Origin of the sequence: Bradyrhizobium sp. CSS354 (genome assembly GCF_029051725.1) — a bacterium.
Classification (GTDB): domain Bacteria; phylum Pseudomonadota; class Alphaproteobacteria; order Rhizobiales; family Xanthobacteraceae; genus Bradyrhizobium.
Genome location: NZ_JAACFU010000018.1, coordinates 125,833 through 141,992 on the forward strand (window position 1 = coordinate 125,833; position 16,160 = coordinate 141,992).

Annotated in this window: 12 protein-coding genes and 3 pseudogenes; 4 read left to right on the forward strand and 11 right to left on the reverse strand. The window is 59.2% G+C overall.

Translation table 11 applies throughout. The features are described 5' to 3' along the window. Positions 1-2 precede the first annotated feature (2 nt). The 3 genes and pseudogenes from GWG67_RS31365 to GWG67_RS39145 form a co-directional block, all read right to left on the reverse strand. The gene (locus GWG67_RS31365; RefSeq protein ID WP_275173322.1) at positions 3-2,228 is read right to left on the reverse strand and encodes a DUF3141 domain-containing protein; all 2,226 of its coding nucleotides are present in this window, start codon (positions 2,226-2,228) and stop codon (positions 3-5) included. Positions 2,229-2,820: 592 nt separating this feature from the next. Further along, complete coding sequence (locus GWG67_RS31370; protein ID WP_369335507.1) at positions 2,821-3,462, reverse strand: ferritin-like domain-containing protein; 642 nt, start codon at positions 3,460-3,462, stop codon at positions 2,821-2,823. An 86-nt stretch (positions 3,463-3,548) separates the two neighbouring features. Further along, positions 3,549-3,656, reverse strand: a pseudogene (locus GWG67_RS39145) (ferritin-like domain-containing protein); the annotation flags it as partial. 31 nt (positions 3,657-3,687) lie between these two features. Between GWG67_RS39145 and GWG67_RS31375 the strand changes: the two are divergent. Together GWG67_RS31375 and GWG67_RS31380 are read left to right on the forward strand one after the other, a co-directional pair. Continuing rightward, a pseudogene (locus tag GWG67_RS31375) lies at positions 3,688-4,128 on the forward strand (integrase); the annotation flags it as partial. Positions 4,129-4,553: 425 nt separating this feature from the next. Further along, complete coding sequence (locus tag GWG67_RS31380) at positions 4,554-6,416, forward strand: sensor histidine kinase (RefSeq protein WP_275173325.1); 1,863 nt, start codon at positions 4,554-4,556, stop codon at positions 6,414-6,416. 488 nt (positions 6,417-6,904) lie between these two features. Here GWG67_RS31380 and GWG67_RS31385 read toward each other — a convergent pair whose 3' ends face one another. Together GWG67_RS31385 and GWG67_RS31390 are read right to left on the reverse strand one after the other, a co-directional pair. Next, complete coding sequence (locus GWG67_RS31385; protein WP_342761068.1) at positions 6,905-7,366, reverse strand: DUF992 domain-containing protein; 462 nt, start codon at positions 7,364-7,366, stop codon at positions 6,905-6,907. A gap of 376 nt (positions 7,367-7,742) precedes the next feature. Continuing rightward, a pseudogene (locus GWG67_RS31390) lies at positions 7,743-7,940 on the reverse strand (IS66 family transposase); the annotation flags it as partial. Positions 7,941-8,137: 197 nt separating this feature from the next. On the opposite strand from GWG67_RS31390, the gene GWG67_RS31395 reads away from it, so the two are divergent. Next, positions 8,138-8,347 (forward strand): hypothetical protein, encoded by a 210-nt coding sequence (locus GWG67_RS31395; protein WP_275173327.1) that lies wholly within the window; start codon positions 8,138-8,140, stop codon positions 8,345-8,347. 122 nt (positions 8,348-8,469) lie between these two features. Continuing rightward, positions 8,470-8,691 carry a hypothetical protein gene (locus tag GWG67_RS31400; RefSeq protein WP_275173329.1) on the forward strand — a complete coding sequence of 74 codons (222 nt, stop codon included), beginning with the start codon at positions 8,470-8,472 and terminating at the stop codon, positions 8,689-8,691. Between the two features lie 184 nt (positions 8,692-8,875). Here the strand turns inward: GWG67_RS31400 and GWG67_RS31405 are convergent, their stop codons facing one another. From GWG67_RS31405 to GWG67_RS31430, 6 genes are all read right to left on the reverse strand, one after another. Beyond that, a complete protein-coding gene (locus GWG67_RS31405) occupies positions 8,876-9,511 on the reverse strand; it encodes a response regulator transcription factor (RefSeq protein ID WP_275173331.1) in 636 nt (211 codons plus the stop codon). 156 nt (positions 9,512-9,667) lie between these two features. Next, positions 9,668-10,294, reverse strand: a complete 627-nt coding sequence (locus tag GWG67_RS31410; protein ID WP_275173333.1) for a response regulator transcription factor — start codon at positions 10,292-10,294, stop codon at positions 9,668-9,670. Between the two features lie 65 nt (positions 10,295-10,359). Next, positions 10,360-11,553, reverse strand: a complete 1,194-nt coding sequence (locus tag GWG67_RS31415; protein ID WP_275173335.1) for an ATP-binding protein — start codon at positions 11,551-11,553, stop codon at positions 10,360-10,362. A 671-nt stretch (positions 11,554-12,224) separates the two neighbouring features. Next, positions 12,225-13,037, reverse strand: coding sequence for an outer membrane beta-barrel protein (locus GWG67_RS31420; RefSeq protein WP_275173337.1), 813 nt, complete (start codon positions 13,035-13,037; stop codon positions 12,225-12,227). Positions 13,038-13,238: 201 nt separating this feature from the next. Next, positions 13,239-14,501, reverse strand: coding sequence for an arginine deiminase (gene arcA / locus GWG67_RS31425; RefSeq protein WP_275173377.1), 1,263 nt, complete (start codon positions 14,499-14,501; stop codon positions 13,239-13,241). A gap of 25 nt (positions 14,502-14,526) precedes the next feature. Continuing rightward, positions 14,527-15,960, reverse strand: a complete 1,434-nt coding sequence (locus tag GWG67_RS31430; RefSeq protein WP_275173339.1) for a basic amino acid/polyamine antiporter — start codon at positions 15,958-15,960, stop codon at positions 14,527-14,529. Between the last annotated feature and the right edge of the window lie 200 nt (positions 15,961-16,160).

A 16,160-nucleotide genomic window follows, 5' to 3' on the forward strand; every position in this document is an offset into this window, starting at 1 on the left:
TGTTACGATGCCTTCGCCTTGGGGTCGAAAGGGGCAACGTTCGACGCCCTCCCCGACGTTTCGGCGTCGAGACCGAACAGCTGTGCGACACGCTGCAGGCGGCTGGCGCGCTCGCCTGTGATGTCCTCGCTGGCCGACAGCACCTCGCTCATCGTCGTGAAAGCCGCGCGACGTTGATTGACATCGTCGGGAAGCAACTTCGGGATAACGGCTAGCGCCGCCTCGCAATCGAGCAGCAGCATGAAGAACTGCTCGCGAACCAGCATCTTAAATTCGGCAAGCGTTAATCGCGCTCCGCTGTCGTCGCGACGAGCCTGACGCAACGCCTCGATGCTGCGTTCATCCACCATTCCTCTCGCCGAGCCGATATAAAGCAGGGCACGGATGGCCGCCTCGCGAAGCCCCCCTTCGCCAATCCTGGATCGGAGCTCGGCGATCCGTTTGTCGAGCATGGCACGGTGTTCGGCCGTCATCTCGCGCCGGCGCGACGGTTCAGCTTTCGGATCTATGCCGACCGCCGCCTGTAGCGCCGGCGAGCCGTAGACGTTGAGGAAGATCGCCTCGCTCATCGCTTCCTGCGAATCGCGCCAGCTGTCCAGCGCATGAACGATCTGCTTGGAGACCTGCTCCTGAAATGCCAGGAACGGATTGTCGTTCGAAACCGGCTTGCGGTTCTCTTCTAGCTCTTCCGCTGCCGATTTCACCGCTTTCATCCACGGATTTTGGCTGCTGAACGCCTCGTACTGCGTCCGTAGCGGATGCAGATTGCGCATCATCTCCGCCGTCTGCGGCGCCACCATGCCCTTGATCCAGGGCTGCACGAACTTGCGGTAGGCGGCAAGATTGAGCTCCGAGACGCGTTTTGCCGCGGCAAAGCGCCGCTCGTCCTCAGGCGAATTGCCACCCATGGCCCGAATATCGTCTAGCGTCCGGGCCTCACAGCGCATCACCCACTGGCCTACAACGAGATCGGAACTAGTGGTTTCTTCGTCCTTGGCTTCGAACGTCGCTTCGTAAAGGCCGGGCGGGAGTACATCGATCAGATCGATGTTGCTGGAAAATTCAGCATGCTCCTTCTTGGCGACGCCACCTGAAACGAAGATGCCGAGATGGCCGACGTTCTCGTGAACTGTATAGACGATCGTCTGCCCATAGGCCCTGATGTCATCCACATCGGCATAGCATTCGAGGACCCAACCCAGCGCCTGCTGTGGCGGAGTGATGTTGTCGCCCTTGGAGCAGAACACCACGATCGGCGAACTGATGTTGCGCAGATCTACCTCCTGCCCGTCGGACATGGTGATATTGCCGGCGGCCAAGTTGTTGCCGACGAAGAGTTCGTCGACAATGAATTGAATCTCCTCGGCGTTGAGATTGACGTGCCCACCCCACCAGCGCTCGAACTCCAGGTAGCGATCGGCTTCGGTATCGACCTTCGAATAGACATTGTACTGCTTGGTCCAGAGCGTGTTCGAGGGGTTCTGGCTTTCGAAGTTCTGCACCAGCCAGGCACCATCGAACTTCCCGCCGCCGAGATCGCTAACGAGCGCGGTTAGCCAGCTGCCGCCCAGCAGGCCGCCCGAATATCGCATCGGATTTTTGCCATGCACGCCCGCCCAGTACGCGAGAGGCGCACCGGCGATGATCAGCGGCCCGAACAGTTCGGGCCGCACCGAAGCCAGGATCATGACCGCCCAGCCGGCCTGACAATTGCCGATGACGCAGGGTTTCCCGTCGGCTTCCGGGTGACGACTGATCACTTTTTCGATGAACAGTGCCTCGGCACGCGCGATACGCTCGATCGTCTGGCCCGGCACCGGCTCCGGCAGGAAGCCGATGAAGTAGCAAGGATGTCCCGCCTTCATCGCGACGCCGATCTCGCTGTCGGCCTTGAACCCGCCGATGCCTGGACCGTGCCCGGCGCGTGGATCAATCACGATGAACGGCCGCCGCGTGGAATCGATCTCGAGACCGGCTGGCGGGACGATGCGGACAAGCGCGTAATTGACGGGGTCGTCCAGCTTGCGGCCATCGATGATCAGTTCGGCCGCATATTGCAGAACGTGTGGCGCGGTTTGGGCGACGTGCTCCCGATATTGGTCGCCGCGCCGGCGCATCACATCGAGGAAGAGTATGCTCCGTTGCCCAGCATCGACCATGTATTCAACCGCCGAGGCGACGAGACCAGACATCGGACCACCGGGCAATCCAGGTACTTCCATCTGCATGCTCCGACCTCAGTGTCGTATGAATGCATCCAAAGCCTGCCGCAGCTGCAGGCCCTTGATATAGGTCAATGCTTGACGGCCGGTACGCCGGCCCAGTCGTGTCACGTCCGTCATCCCGCCCGAATGTGTCGAGTTGACTGCCGAGATTCAGGCCGCCCGCCTTTTGCGGTGCCCTTGATACAGATCAAACGGGCAGCCGACCGCCCCGTTCATAGACGAGCCTCAGGCCGATGTGTTTTCCGGCTTCCGAACCGAGACCTCGCATGTCGGACATCGCTAAATACGGCGTGATGGAGCACTTGCGGGACGGCAGCACGGCCCAAATCCGACCGTTGCGGCCGGCCGACGAGGCCGCTCGTCCTCGACGCGCTGGATCAGACCAGCGACAAGGAACGCGCCTTCTTCATGGATGCCGACTTTAGAAATCACGGCGCGCTAGTGTCCGAAGTCGGGCAACGCGGGGCGGTTCACTTGCGAGCGCGCCGGTATCGATGGCCTGACGTTTCACGATCTGCGCGGCACGGCCGTGGTTCCCTTGCGATCGCGGGCGCCAGCGTGCGTGATTCATGTCGCTGTCGTCTTCTCGTTCTGCTCAGAATCGCCGGAAACGTGTCCTGCGAGCTGGCCGACAATCGCCCCTCAGGCGACATACTTGAAGCGCGGGCCTCCGTGCAGTCCCTGGTGTGGACCTGACTCGATCGGCGCGCCCAGGGACGTCCTTGATCGCCTGTTCAAGTTCGTCGCGCATCAGACCGATGGCGTCCTCGATTTGCCCGGGAGCGCCGTCAAAGACGCCTTGCAATGCGCGCAGCAGCTTGGAATAGGCGGCGTCGCAAGCATCCGCCAATCCGCCGACTTTCCCATCGAACTGCTGAAGCGGGGGGTCATCGACCATCTGGATGACGTCTCTCGCATCATCAATGGCGATGGTTTGCGCGGGATCAAAGCTGAATTTGAGTGGAGAGGCCGGATCCGGCATGATCTTCATCCCCTTCGCCAGTTCCTCGAATGTGTAATAGTGGGCAACGCCGGTTGCGCTGGCCGGCGAGGTCGGCGTGCCCTCCCCTTGCTCCACGATCGTGTTGATTGCCACCACGGCACTATCGACGTCGGTGACGGCCACCGCTCCGAGTGGCCCGGCCACCTGCCTGCTGGGGTTTCCCGTGAAGATGGAATTACCTTGCCGCACGATCTCCGCGCGGATCGCTGCATAGAACTGTCCAATCGTCCTGATCTGCGGCGGGAACCCAACAGTACGGTTTTGACCGGAATCTTCAGGGGAGTCTCCGGCTCTTCGATCACCATGAAGGTCTGCTCGACCAGATTCCTGGAATAGCGCTTGAGGTGCACCACCAAGCTCGACTCGATTCCCATCGGCAGATGGTCCGTATAGCTTGGGACGAATGATGCGTTCGCAATTTGCGGCACCCCGCCGATTGCATTGAGGATGTTGCAGGCGAAACCAAAGGGAGGCAAGAAGAAGGCCTTCGATATTCCGCTGTCGCGACAGATGATCCTTTGCCTCGTCCGCGCAATCCGGTTCGGCAGACAGATGTATCCTGGGCAAGCACAGGAATTGGTCTTTCCGGCCGACAGCGGATCGGGGCATTTAGCGGAAACAAAAGAACACCGGGACATGCTATCGAAGTGGGGCAACGACCTCCGCCAAGCCTTCCGTACGATCGCAGCATCGGCAGGTGTCTCGGAAATCGACGCCAAGCTGCTGATGAACCATGCCATTCCCGGAGTAAACGGAGGCTACATTACGCGGCACAAGCTTCTCGAAGATCATCTGCGAAGCCAGCAGCGGGCGATCAGCAGCGCCGTATTTTCTGCGTTGGGCGCATCGATGATTCAAGAACGTTCCTTGCAGGCATGGCTCGGAAGAGGTGGCAGCCGACTGGGACTCAACGGGCCCCTTCCGATAGAAAACAAGGTGCAGCTGTACCGGCTGCTCGAATTGAACAGGGATCAATCTGGATCTCTGCGCGTTGAAATTTCGACGGTTCTGCGCTGGCGCGTGGATCGGTCCAATCCATCATGGGCAAGTTTGAGCTAGCTCCAGCTAATACGGTCCATGCTCACGGTGCCGACAACCACGCCTGCACACCTTCGGCCCACACTGGCCGATCGGCACCTGAGAATCGCTGGTTAATCGCAGACAAGACGAGGACTCGCTGCCCGCCAGCTTCCGCTTCTGGAGACGTGCTCCAGCTTGGGACGCCCCAGTGCTTTTCCAGATCCGACTTTCCGGTAGCCCTCTTTCGTCTGTCAATCGTCTGGTCGAGCCGTTACGGTTCCTATTCAATCGGAGAACGGAGCACCATGCGTTTGGCGGCACCATGGCGACCTTTTTTTGCGCGGACCTTCACCGCTGCGCTGGCCATTGCATGGTTGCTGGCGACCCCGTGTCAAAGTCAAGCGGCTGGTCCAACGCCGAAACGCATTCTGATGCTGCATTCATACGGTCTTCGCTTCCAGCCGTGGGCCGACTATTCCGAGGCCCTTCGCGCCGGAATAAGCCAACGTCCTTTCGTGACCTTTCAGGACCATTCGCTTCTGAATGCCCGGACGGCCAGCGACAAATCAGACGCAGCATTTGTCGACTACCTTCGTGCGCTCAACCATGATCAGCAGCCCGACCTTATCATCGCTATCGGCTCGCCCGCCGCGAATTTCGTGCAGGCGCACCGGAAGGACCTTTTTCCGACAACCCCAATGCTCTTCACGTTGGTAGAGCGTCGCCGGGTGGACCTCGACAAGCTGACCGAATACGACACGGTGGTGGCGGTTGCCAACAACGACGTCGCTTTTTTTGATAACGTTGTGCGCGTCCTGCCCCAAACAAAGACCATCGCCATTGTTGTGGGAGCTTCGCCGGGCGAAACATTTTGGCGGAACGAATTGGCCAAATCCACCGCGCTGTTTGCCGACCGCGTGCAGTTTCGGTGGTACGATGAGCTTTCCTTTGAGGATATGCTCAAAGACGCGGCCAACCTCCCGCCACACAGCGCCATTTTTTGGCTTGGCTTGACTATCGATGCGGCGGGAGTGGCCTATGAAGGCAATAGCGCGTTCTCACGGCTTTTTGACGCCGCCAACGCACCGATCTTTTTCCACGATTCGATCTTTTTCGGTAAGGGCATCGTCGGCGGTCCAATGCAGGTCATTGCCGGGCAGGGCAAGAAGGCCGCGGAGGTCGCCCTCCGCATCCTTGACGGTGAAAGGGCCGGCGACATCAAGCCTACATTCGTCGTCCCGGCAGCGCCTATGTTCGACTGGCGACAAATGCAGCGCTGGGGAATTTCCGAGAGCCGTCTGCCGCCTGGCAGCACCATCTACTTCCGCGAGCCGTCGGTGTGGGACCGGTATTGGTGGCAGATCTCGTTGATCACCGGAGTTATACTTTTGCAAGGCGGGCTTATATCGACCCTGCTTCGCGAGCATCATCGACGTCATTTGGCGGAAGTGCAGTCCCGGCAACGCATGGCCGAACTGGCCCATGTTAATCGCTTCTCGACGGCTGGCGAACTGACCGAAACAATCGCGCACGAAATCAACCAGCCGCTCGGGTCCATTCTGACTAATGCCGAGACCGCGCAGTTAATCTTAAAATCTCAGAACCCTGACATTTCGGGGCTGGCCGAGATTGTTGACGATATCTTGCGGGATGACCGGCGCGCTAGCGAAGTCATCCGGAGGATGAGGAGCCTCCTTAAGAAGGCACCTTTCGAGCTGAAAAAACTGGATCTCAATGATCTTGTTCGTGAGACCATCGAATTTCTTTCGATGCTGGCCGTTGGACGAAAAGTGGAGCTGATTGGACAGATCATGCCGGAGGCGCTTCCGATCCTGGGCGACCGCATCCAACTTCAGCAAGTCATTCTGAACCTTGTCGTGAACGCGATCGAGGCGATGAAGGACACTCCTAGCGAAAGCCGCATCATCAGCATCGAGACCTCGCGCGCCGAGGGCTCTGCCGAGCTGTCCGTGTCGGATCGCGGATCGGGCATTCCAAAAGACGAATTAAAGGAAGTCTTCGAACCCTTCTTTACCAGCAAAGCGGAAGGCATGGGCATGGGCCTGTCCATCGCCCACACTATCGTTGAAGCGCACCAAGGGGTGATAGCCGCAAAAAATCGAGATCACGGCGGTGCAACGTTCACGATCAGACTTCCTCTTGTTTAATCGGGCAGGACGGTCGGAATCAACACAAAGGCCCTCTTTGCGGACGGCACTTAGATGCCCAAGGCTCCAGTTGCCGAATTCACTAACCATTGGACTGGCGTGGAAATGAAACGCGAGGACTTATTGGCGAGGTTACAAAAGTTGGCCGTCGCGGCTGCTTTGGGGATGCTTGGATCCGAATTGGTGATCACAGCCGTCTCCGCCCAATCATCGGCAAATTGTCGTGCCTAGGCCGAGGACTACTCTCTGCGCTACTCGATGCACGCAAGGTCCAATTTCAGAATCGGGGGCCGTCGCGCTGGCGTTAGCACGTTGGCCGCCCATAGGTCCCGCGCCGCTCAACGGTCCACGCTCTTTGACAACGCCTATGCACGTTGCAAGCGCGGCCGATGGCGTAATGGGCATCGGCACGGCAGTCGATCCGGGGGACTCGGTGCAGCAGGCTATTCTCTCTTCGAGCGATCCAGGCGGAAGAACGAAAGTGAAGCCTAGTAGAGCCTTAGGCCCGCTACGCCCAACGCCAGATTGATGCCGAATACGCCCTCGACCGACAGCGGTTGCAGCGAGATCGTGCGGTTGGATCCTCCTATAAGCACATTAGCGCCGAGTCCGATACCGAGCGACGCGTTTCCGCCTGCCCCTACGAAGGTCCCTTGCAACGCGCCTGGACCGATATGGCTCGTCGGCGCAAAGACTCTCCAGAATAATCTTCCCGCGCCGGTGACGCCTACATCCAAGCCAAGGCGAGTTATTCTCCCCCTATAGCGATACAGCTGGCCTGCATCTGCGCGGAAGACACAATTCATCCGCTGTCGTGAGCCAATCAGCAATCCAACTCTCGGCCTAGTCTCGCAAGTAAGTCCACCCACTCGGACCGGCTGTCTTTGCGCATGCGCCGGCGTGGCGAATTCGAACATGCATATCGCCAGCAAGAGAAGACTTTTTATCATCAATCTCTCCAAAAGCAGGGTCGCGGTGACGCGGCACGCAACTTCTGTCGTGGTCTGTCGTTAATCTGGTTGATTGGAGCTCAATGTTGTCGTCCCAGATCGACGCAGTAAAAGAGCCTTGAATGTAGCGCCTTGCCTGGCTCGGTCCATTCGGCAAAACCCTGAACAAGTATGTGGGTCTTCACAAGCTTACGCATGCGGCGAAGACTGTCTGACTGACGCATGCGCGCGGGGGCCCGGTTGGCGATGACGCGCTGCGTGAACGTTAGGCAGCTTGGTGATCGTTGGGTTTGACGCGGGAGCTTCCATTCGCAGGGCAGGACTTTCTGCAGACGGGAATCGGGAAGATCTGCGATCCGGGCGAGGACGCCGACTGAAAGAGGGGCACGACGGCGAAGGTTCCGTGGCCGACCTGGTCAGCGAGCGTCGACAATGGGGTCGCTGATTTCGCTCTTAAGCGCGCCGTCTGGCGCTTGCCGCGCGGCATGATATGGAACGGCGCCGGCGGCTGGGTGATCTTGTCGTGGAAATTGAACTTCCCGCGCACGGTCTCGATGACCTTGAACCGGCGCGGATAGCGAGCCTTCCGGCATGTCCCACTCCAAACGGGCGGACCGCGCTCCCGAGGATGGCATTTCAGGGCAGGTGCACGCGCTATCGAGTTGATCTGACCACGGCAAGCCTACAGCACCGACAAGGGTAAATACCGATTTCGCGGCACACCTGGCGCGTTAACGTAACACGGACAGGTACCGACGCAGGAAGTCCATCATGGCTGCCAACACTGCTAACGGCCCGCTACTTCTCGTGAAGAAGCTCGGGGGCGTCATGCTCATCCTTTTCGGCATCATCGGCATTGCCGTTGGTCTTGAATATCGTACCACCGGATTCTCGACCGGAATAACTGGAGCGGGTATTGTAGCGCTTCTCTTGGGCATGGCGCTTCTCGCGCTCAAGATCATCCGTCGTAACTCCAGTTAGTCGGTCATCTCGTACCCGGTGTGGCGCCCCGCGATCCGCCATGATCGCCGCGACGCGCATCGCGTCGATATGACGGTCCAGGAGCAGAGCGACCGGTGGATCTCTCGAAGGGGAGGAAAAGGATGGATCAACGCCAAGTGGACGCGTCCGCGATCATGATCGCACTCACGTGTTTTACAGCCCCCATGGCTGCTGCGATGCTCGGATATACCGCTCATTACAATTTTGGGCTGACTAGACAGGAAATCCGCACCTTAGCGATAATCGGCGCAATCAGCATTGCAATTGCTGTTGCCACGCTAATGGCGATCGATTTTTTCTATCGAAGGCTGCGCAAACCATGATCCATCCCATGAGGTTAGGCATCCCTGATCGCGCTGGTGATTTTGGTTCCCAGCCCAGTGAGACGGCTCGACGCCTGTGAACAGCCGCTTCACATTGGATTTGCCTGCGAATGGAACAGCACAAAGCAGCCCAAGCGGACAGCCACCCACCGAACTCGGGCATTCAGGACAACGGCGGAATCCCTTAGGGCGCCACGAGTTTCTTCCGAATGGCATAGCGGACTAGTTCGGCCGTGGAAGACATCCCTAGCTTGCGCATGGCCGATGCACGATGGGTCTCGACGGTCTTTACGCTCAACTGCAACAGGTCACTTATGGATCTGTTGGTGTGCCCTTCCGCAATCAACTGGACCACGCTCTGCTCGCGCGACGTTAGTAGGATGTCTGACCTGCCCTGCTTGTTGAGCTGATAGTCGTGGAGCAGCTTCTCCACCAGAGCACTGGTGAAGTAGGGCCTGCCGTCGAGCAACGCTTCGATTGCGGAAATCAGATGCTTCTTAGCATCCGACTTGAACAAAAAACCGCGGACGCCCGCCAGAATAGCTTCAGTCAGCAGTTCCTCGTCCTCATGCATCGTCAAGATCAGCACTTCCGTATGCAGATCGAGTGCCTTCAGCCGGCGGCTGACCTCCAAACCGTTCATGAGCGGCATCGAGTAATCGACGATCACGGCGTCCGATCTCGTCTCGACAGCCAAACTGACTGCTTGTTCACCGTTCGTCGCTTCGCCGGTGACAATCCAGTTGGATTGCGTTTCAACAATCGCGCGAAGTCCCGAACGTACGACCGCATGATCATCCGCAATCAAGATGCGTTTCATGGCGCCGTTCTCGATTCCGGCCGCACCCCTGGAGACGCTCAGTGCGGCTAGGTCAGACGATCATGCCGCTCATGGTTCTAAGCGCCATCCTGCAAAACCCTGAGCCTGCCACCGCGAATGTACCGACGTGGCGGTCCTCAAGAACATCATACGCAGTCACGCCTCGACCAGATGCGAGCGAACAGCGTACCGAACCAAACCTGCGGCTGAGTTCACCTCCAGCTTGCGCATCGCAGCCGCTCGATGAGCTTCAGTCGTCTTGACGCTGAGGTTCAGGATCGCGCTAATGCCTTTGTTGCTGTAACCCTCCGCCACCAGTTTGACCACAAGCTGCTCGCGTGGCGTAAGCCTCCGGCGCCCATCTACGCCCTCGCCGCCGTGATCGAGCTCGTCCCGACAGCTTTCGCTGCAGAACCGCTTGTGCGCCAGAAGTGCGTCGACGGCCGCCAACAGCAATCTGTTAGCATCCGACTTCGCGAGAAACGCGCGGGCGCCTGCCTCAAACGCCTGCTGCGCCAGCAGACCCGACTTGTGGACCGTGAAGATCAACACCTCCGTCTGCAACGGATAATCCCTGATCCGCCGTGCGACCTCCACGCCGGTCATCCGCGGCATGGAGAAGTCGATGATGGCCACATGCGGCCGGCTTTCGATTGCCGCCGTCAATGCCTTGCTGCCGTCGTTCGCCTCGGCAACGACTTCCCAATCGGCCCGCTGTTCGAGCACCGCTCGCAAGCCCGATCGCACCGCTTCGTGATCATCCGCGATAAGAATGCGTTTCATGGCAGAGCACTCCAATGTCGTTACGCAGTAGCCACCCGCCACCGGTAACCCTTCTTCTTCTTCTCTCAGTGGGCCCCTGCGCGGACCCTCACGGAGGTCGTTGCCCTTCGCCGGCTATCCGCATTCGTCGCGAGCTCACGCGGAAGTACCGCTCGCAAGATGGTGCCGGGGCGCCGTGATGCCGGATCGGATCTGATGTCCAGCGTCCCTCCAATCTGCTCGAGCCTTGCCCTCATCGCCGGAATCCCGACGCCGATTGAAGTCGCCCTTGCTCGTTGCTTGCCGTAGTCTGCGCCAAACCCCCGCCCGTTGTCGCCGACCGTCAATCGAAATTGGTTATCGACCGCGTCGATGACGATGCTCACTTCTGTCGCTTGCGCATGGCGAAATATGTTCGTGAGCGCTTCCTGGACGATCCGCAGCAATGTCCGCTGCTTCTCGTACGGGAGACGATCGACCTCGGGCACGATCCTGCTCGTGACCCGCAATGAGGTCCGAACCGCAAATCCATCGGCGTAGTTTTCTATCGCGGCTTTAAGCTTGTCGACCGTCAGAGTTCGGGGGTGCAGCAGATACGAGAAGGCACGAATTTCTCTGAGGGCCTCGTCGATTGACGCATCGATGTCATCGCAAAGCCGTTCGGCGTCGACCGTATCGCTGATGCTTCGCCGGATCCGCATCAGGCCGAGGCTCGCGGCAATTAAATGCTGACAAGTCGAATCGTGGAGATCGGAAGCAATCCGTTGCTGGATTCCCTCCTGGATGGACGCCAAATCGAGGTCGACATGCGCGTTGTCCGATCCGTGGGTCGCGGCGTCGGGTGCGCTATTGTGCACGCGACGATGGCTCCCGATCAGCCGGTTCGCGCCACTGCCGGCCGGATCCACGACGGGAACAATCGTCGTTTCCATATTTTGCAGCGGGCCCGCAAATGCGAGACGGTGGCGAATCTTCACTTCCGCTCCTTCTGCGAGACAGGCACGGAGAGCTTCGCGGGTAGATCTGGCGTCGTCCCTGCTCATGCACTTGGACACGTCCATCTCCCGGACGTCGTCGGCCGAAATGCCAAGACGCGACTCGAAGGCCGGATTGATCCCCTCATAGACGAAGCGTCCGCCAGGCAAAGGGCGCACGACGAAAAGAAAATCCGGTGAATACATCCAGTACAGGCGGTCGCTGGCTTCTCCAAACCCGAGCGGCAACCACCCTGTACTGCTGGTACGAACTGATTCGCGGGCGGGAAAGCTACGGAGCTTCACGGTACGCACTCACTTTGCTGCGGCAACATCCGACATTGCAGCTCAACATCAAGACGCGCCGTCCTGCGCGCGCGAGGCGTCCATTGTTAATCAGAGTACGGACGCCGTTGCGGGCCCGCCGGATTATACACCGTCTGGTCGACTGTACCAGAGGTAGTAATTGTCATAGATTAAAATCGCGGATCCATGAGGTGGAACCTGGAGGTGATCGAATATGAAACTCATTCCAGACTAGGCAGCACTGGATTCAAATGAAGTGCAACAGATGCTAAAGTATCGCAGAAAGCCTTCACGAACTGCTTGTGGCGACAACAGCTCCCCGATGCGCAATCAGCGGCTTCCGAGACTCGTGAAGTCGTTCTCGGGTACCGCCACGGCAATCCGACCGCACCTGCGTCCGTGCGCTACCGGGCTCCAACTCCGCTCGCGCTGGATTTCTTTTTCTTTCCCGCCTTCGCGCTCGGAGCGGGTTGTTGAGGCGGCGAAAGCACCAGCGGATGAGACGGCACCTGGAGGCGGTTAACGCCGACATCATCCCTCAGTGCATCGGTATCCAGGCGCTGGCTCCGGTCAGCAGAATCGCGGGGATCCGCAGAAGCCACGGAGGCGGCTGTTAGACCAACGATGATTCCCACTAATACACACCCGCATCTTGTCATCTTCCGAGCCCTTCAAAACGCGAAATCAAGTCGGGGACCAACCCTGAGATCCCTGTATCGCCGCTCCGGAACGTTCGATGTTCGCGCCTCGTACAATACACTGGTCGTGATCGACACGTTGCTGGCGAAACTATACCTCAGCCCGACGTCCGCTGAGTAGATTTGATCCTGTCGGCCCCTGTTCAACCCGTCCGTGAACCAAAAGGCTTCGAACAATGGCGTGCTCACAATCGACCATTTCGGGTCCAGCTTGACTTCGATACCCAGCACCGCGTCAAAGCGCCAGCGGCGGGTTTCCGCAAGATCGGAAAACCGGTAGGTCAGGAGCAACAGTGGCGACAGCGTGACATTGTTCACGCGGAAATCGCGCGCTACCGATCCCATCACGTCGTGGGACGTGAAAGCAAGATCGCGATAGACACCGTCGAAATCGTACCGGTTCTCATAAATAGCGGAGAAGCGCCAGCCGTCCCAATTCTCGGTCAAGCGCGCTCCCATTCGCGCCACTGCGGCGTTGCCGTCCTTCTCGGTCGCAAAGGCCTCGTATTGGGCGCGAGCATAGAGCCGGTACGAGAGGTCGTTTGTGAGGTTCCCATCCAGCCTGAGGCTGACGTCGGGCTCATAATAGAGATCCGACCTGCGGTTGCTCCGGCTGAACAAGGCATTGTCAGTGAAGGTTGGCGCGACGGAGCCAACGACGCTCCATGACGGAGCGGAATAATACGGCACAGGACCGCTCGCCCTCAGTTCGGTGAGATCAACATCCGCCGCCCGAGCGGCTCCAAACAACCCAACGACCAGACAAAGAACCGTCAGCGCGCGCATGGTGTCCCCCGATGGCTTCCGCGTACACCAGGAATCACGGCAGCGTGGGCGGTGATTGTGGCGTGTTAATGATCAGTAACTAAATCTGTGATTGAGGCGGCTGATGCCGTCTGCGGAAGCTCTCCGGAGACTACCCAGCAACAGCCAAATGCCAGCGGCTTCGACGCCCTGCCTTCGGAGCCGGAGCACCCGCAAGGTCGGCTAATAATCCACCGCGTCCCTGGTGATCGGACAGGTCATGCAATGACCGCCTCCCCGGCCGCGTCCCAGTTCTGCACCGACTATGGTGATCACCTCGATCCCCTCCTTGCGCAGCAAGGTGTTGGTGTATGTGTTGCGGTCATAGGCGAAGACCACGCCCGGAGAGGCGCAGACCAGGTTCGCACCGCTATCCCACTGGGTCCGCTCGCGCATATACGCGTTGCCGCCGGTTTCAATCACGCGCAACTTCTTCAGGCCGAGCGCTTCCGCCACGACATCCACGAACGGCTTTTCATCCCTGCGTAGATCGAGGCCCGCGGAATTGTCGGCGGGCCGGTAAGAAAAGGCCGCGATGTTGTTGACGATATCCGGATAGAGCAGGACGCAATCCCGATCTGCGAACGTGAAGACAGTATCGAGATGCATCGCCGCGCGCAGCTTCGGCATGGCCGCCACAATCACACGTTCGGCCGCTTTTCTCTTGAACAAGGCTGCGGCAACCTGGCTGATCGCCTGCCGCGAGGTGCGCTCACTCAATCCGATCAGAACGTTGCCCTTGCCGATCGGCATCACGTCGCCGCCTTCCAGCGTCGCGAGGCCGTGATCGCGCGTCGGATCGCCCCACCAGACGTTGACCTTGCCGGCGAAATCCGGATGGAACTTGTAGATGGCTGTGGCGAGGATCGGCTCTTCGTGTCGCGCCGGCCAGTAGAGCGAATTCAGCGTGACGCCGCCATAGATCCAGCATGTGGTGTCCCGCGTGTACAAGGTGTTGGGAAGCGGCGGTAGCAAATACTCGGTCATCCCGGCTGCTTCGCGCACCAGCTTGAGCATCTCGCCGCCATGGGCATCCGGAAAGTCGTGAGTCGATACTCCGCCGATCAGCGTTTCCGCCAACTCGCGCGGATTAAGACTTTCCAAATAGCCGCGCAGCTCGTCGATCAGACCGAGACCGACCTGATCGGCAACAACTTGGTTGTCCAGGATCCACTTCCTTGCCTCGGGGATCGCGACCGTCTCGGCGAGCAGATTGTGCATCTCGACGACTTCGATCCCGCGGTCACGCATTTTCTGAACAAAGTCGAAATGGTCGCGCTTGGCATTGTCCACCCACAGCACGTCATCGAACAGCAGAGTATCGCAATTGGAGGGCGTAAGGCGCTGATGGGCCCGCCCTGGCGAGCAGACCATCACCTTCCTCAACTGGCCGACCTCTGAATGGACGCCGAAGGGAGCCGAGGTGTCCGATGTCTGCTTTGCCATGGGAGTTCTCCCGGGAGTTGCCTGCCTAGATGGTGATGTAGCCGGTGGCCAGTCCGTGTATTCCAACAGCAGCGCCGAGGGCGGCTGCAATGAAGAGGCCCCACTCGATGGCTGTAAAGACCCGCGCCTTCTGTTCCAGGCGCGCCCAGAAATAGAGTGCAGTGCCTGGCGCGTAGAGGATCAAGGACAGCAGCAGGAACTTCATCCCGGCGGCATAGATCAGGAACAGGGTATAGACCAGGGCGACGCCGGCAAAGATCATGTCGCGCTTGCGATCACGGCTGCTTTTCTCATAGGTCTCGCCGCGACGGACGAGCAGGAGCCCGTAGGCTGCGACGAGGAAGAACGGAATGAGTGACATCACGCTCGTGAGATTGAGCATAAGCGCAAATGCATCCTGCGACCAATAGGTGCTGATGACGAAGAGCTGAACGATCACATTGGTGAGCCAGAGCGCCGCAGCCGGCACCTTGTTCGCATTTTCGGTGCCGAACAAAGCCGGCATATCCTTCGTTCGTCCGGCGGCGGAGAGCACCTCAGCGCAGATTAGCGACCATGCAAGATAGGCCCCCAATACCGAAACCAGGAGCCCGATGCTGACGAAGATCGCGCCCCAATGCCCGACCACCGCCTCCAATACCGTTGCCATGGACGGCTGTCGCATGTCGGCGATCTCGGCGCGGGGCAGCGCGGCATATGGCAGCATGGTCACGAGCACCATCAGGGTCGTAACGATCGCAAACCCTAAAATGGTCGCCGCGCCGACATGCGCTCGTTCCTTGGCATAGCGTGAATAGACGCTGGCGCCCTCGATGCCGAGAAAGACAAACACCGTCACCAGCATGGTCGCGCGAATCTGGTCGAACAGACTCTTGTCCGGCATCCCCTCGCCGCCCCAGAAATTGGCGCGGAAAAGATCGGCTTTGAACGCAAAGACCAGGATAGCAATGAAGACCAGGATCGGCACGATCTTCGCAATCGTGACGATGGTGTTGATCGCCGCGGCCTGCTGCACGCCGCGAAGAATCATGAAGTGAAACAGCCAGATTCCTATCGAGGCGACGATGATAGCGGTGACCGTATTGCCGTCTCCAAAGACAGGAAAGAAGGCGCCCAAGGTCGACTTGATAAGGACCCAATAGGATACGTTGCCGATGCAGCTGCCGATCCAGTATCCGAACGCCGATAGGAAACCAGGATAATCACCAAATCCCTCTTTCGCATAGGCATAGACACCAGCATCGAGCTCTGGCTTTCGTTCAGCCAGCGTTTGGAACACCCGCGCGAGCGTGTACATGCCGCCTCCGGCTATACACCAGGCGAGGACCGCTCCGAACGGACCAGTGGCGATGCCGAATGTTCTCGGGAGCGAGAAGATGCCCGAGCCAACCATCGATCCGACCACCATCGCGGTCAACGCGAACAGGGAGAGCTTCTGGACTGACGGCGTCCCAGTCATGTGAAGACCTCGCGATAGTGCGGGTGCGCAACATCCTGGCCGATCGACTTGCCGGCACTTCACCATGCACCTCGGTCGGAGCCCGGAATATCAGGTGAACTCCTAATCCCGGGACAGGATTCCCCTCGCCGGAAACCAGCGACTTAGCCGACCGATTGAGCGGAAGCCCCTACCCGCCCCTTCTCTCCGAACCAACTCAC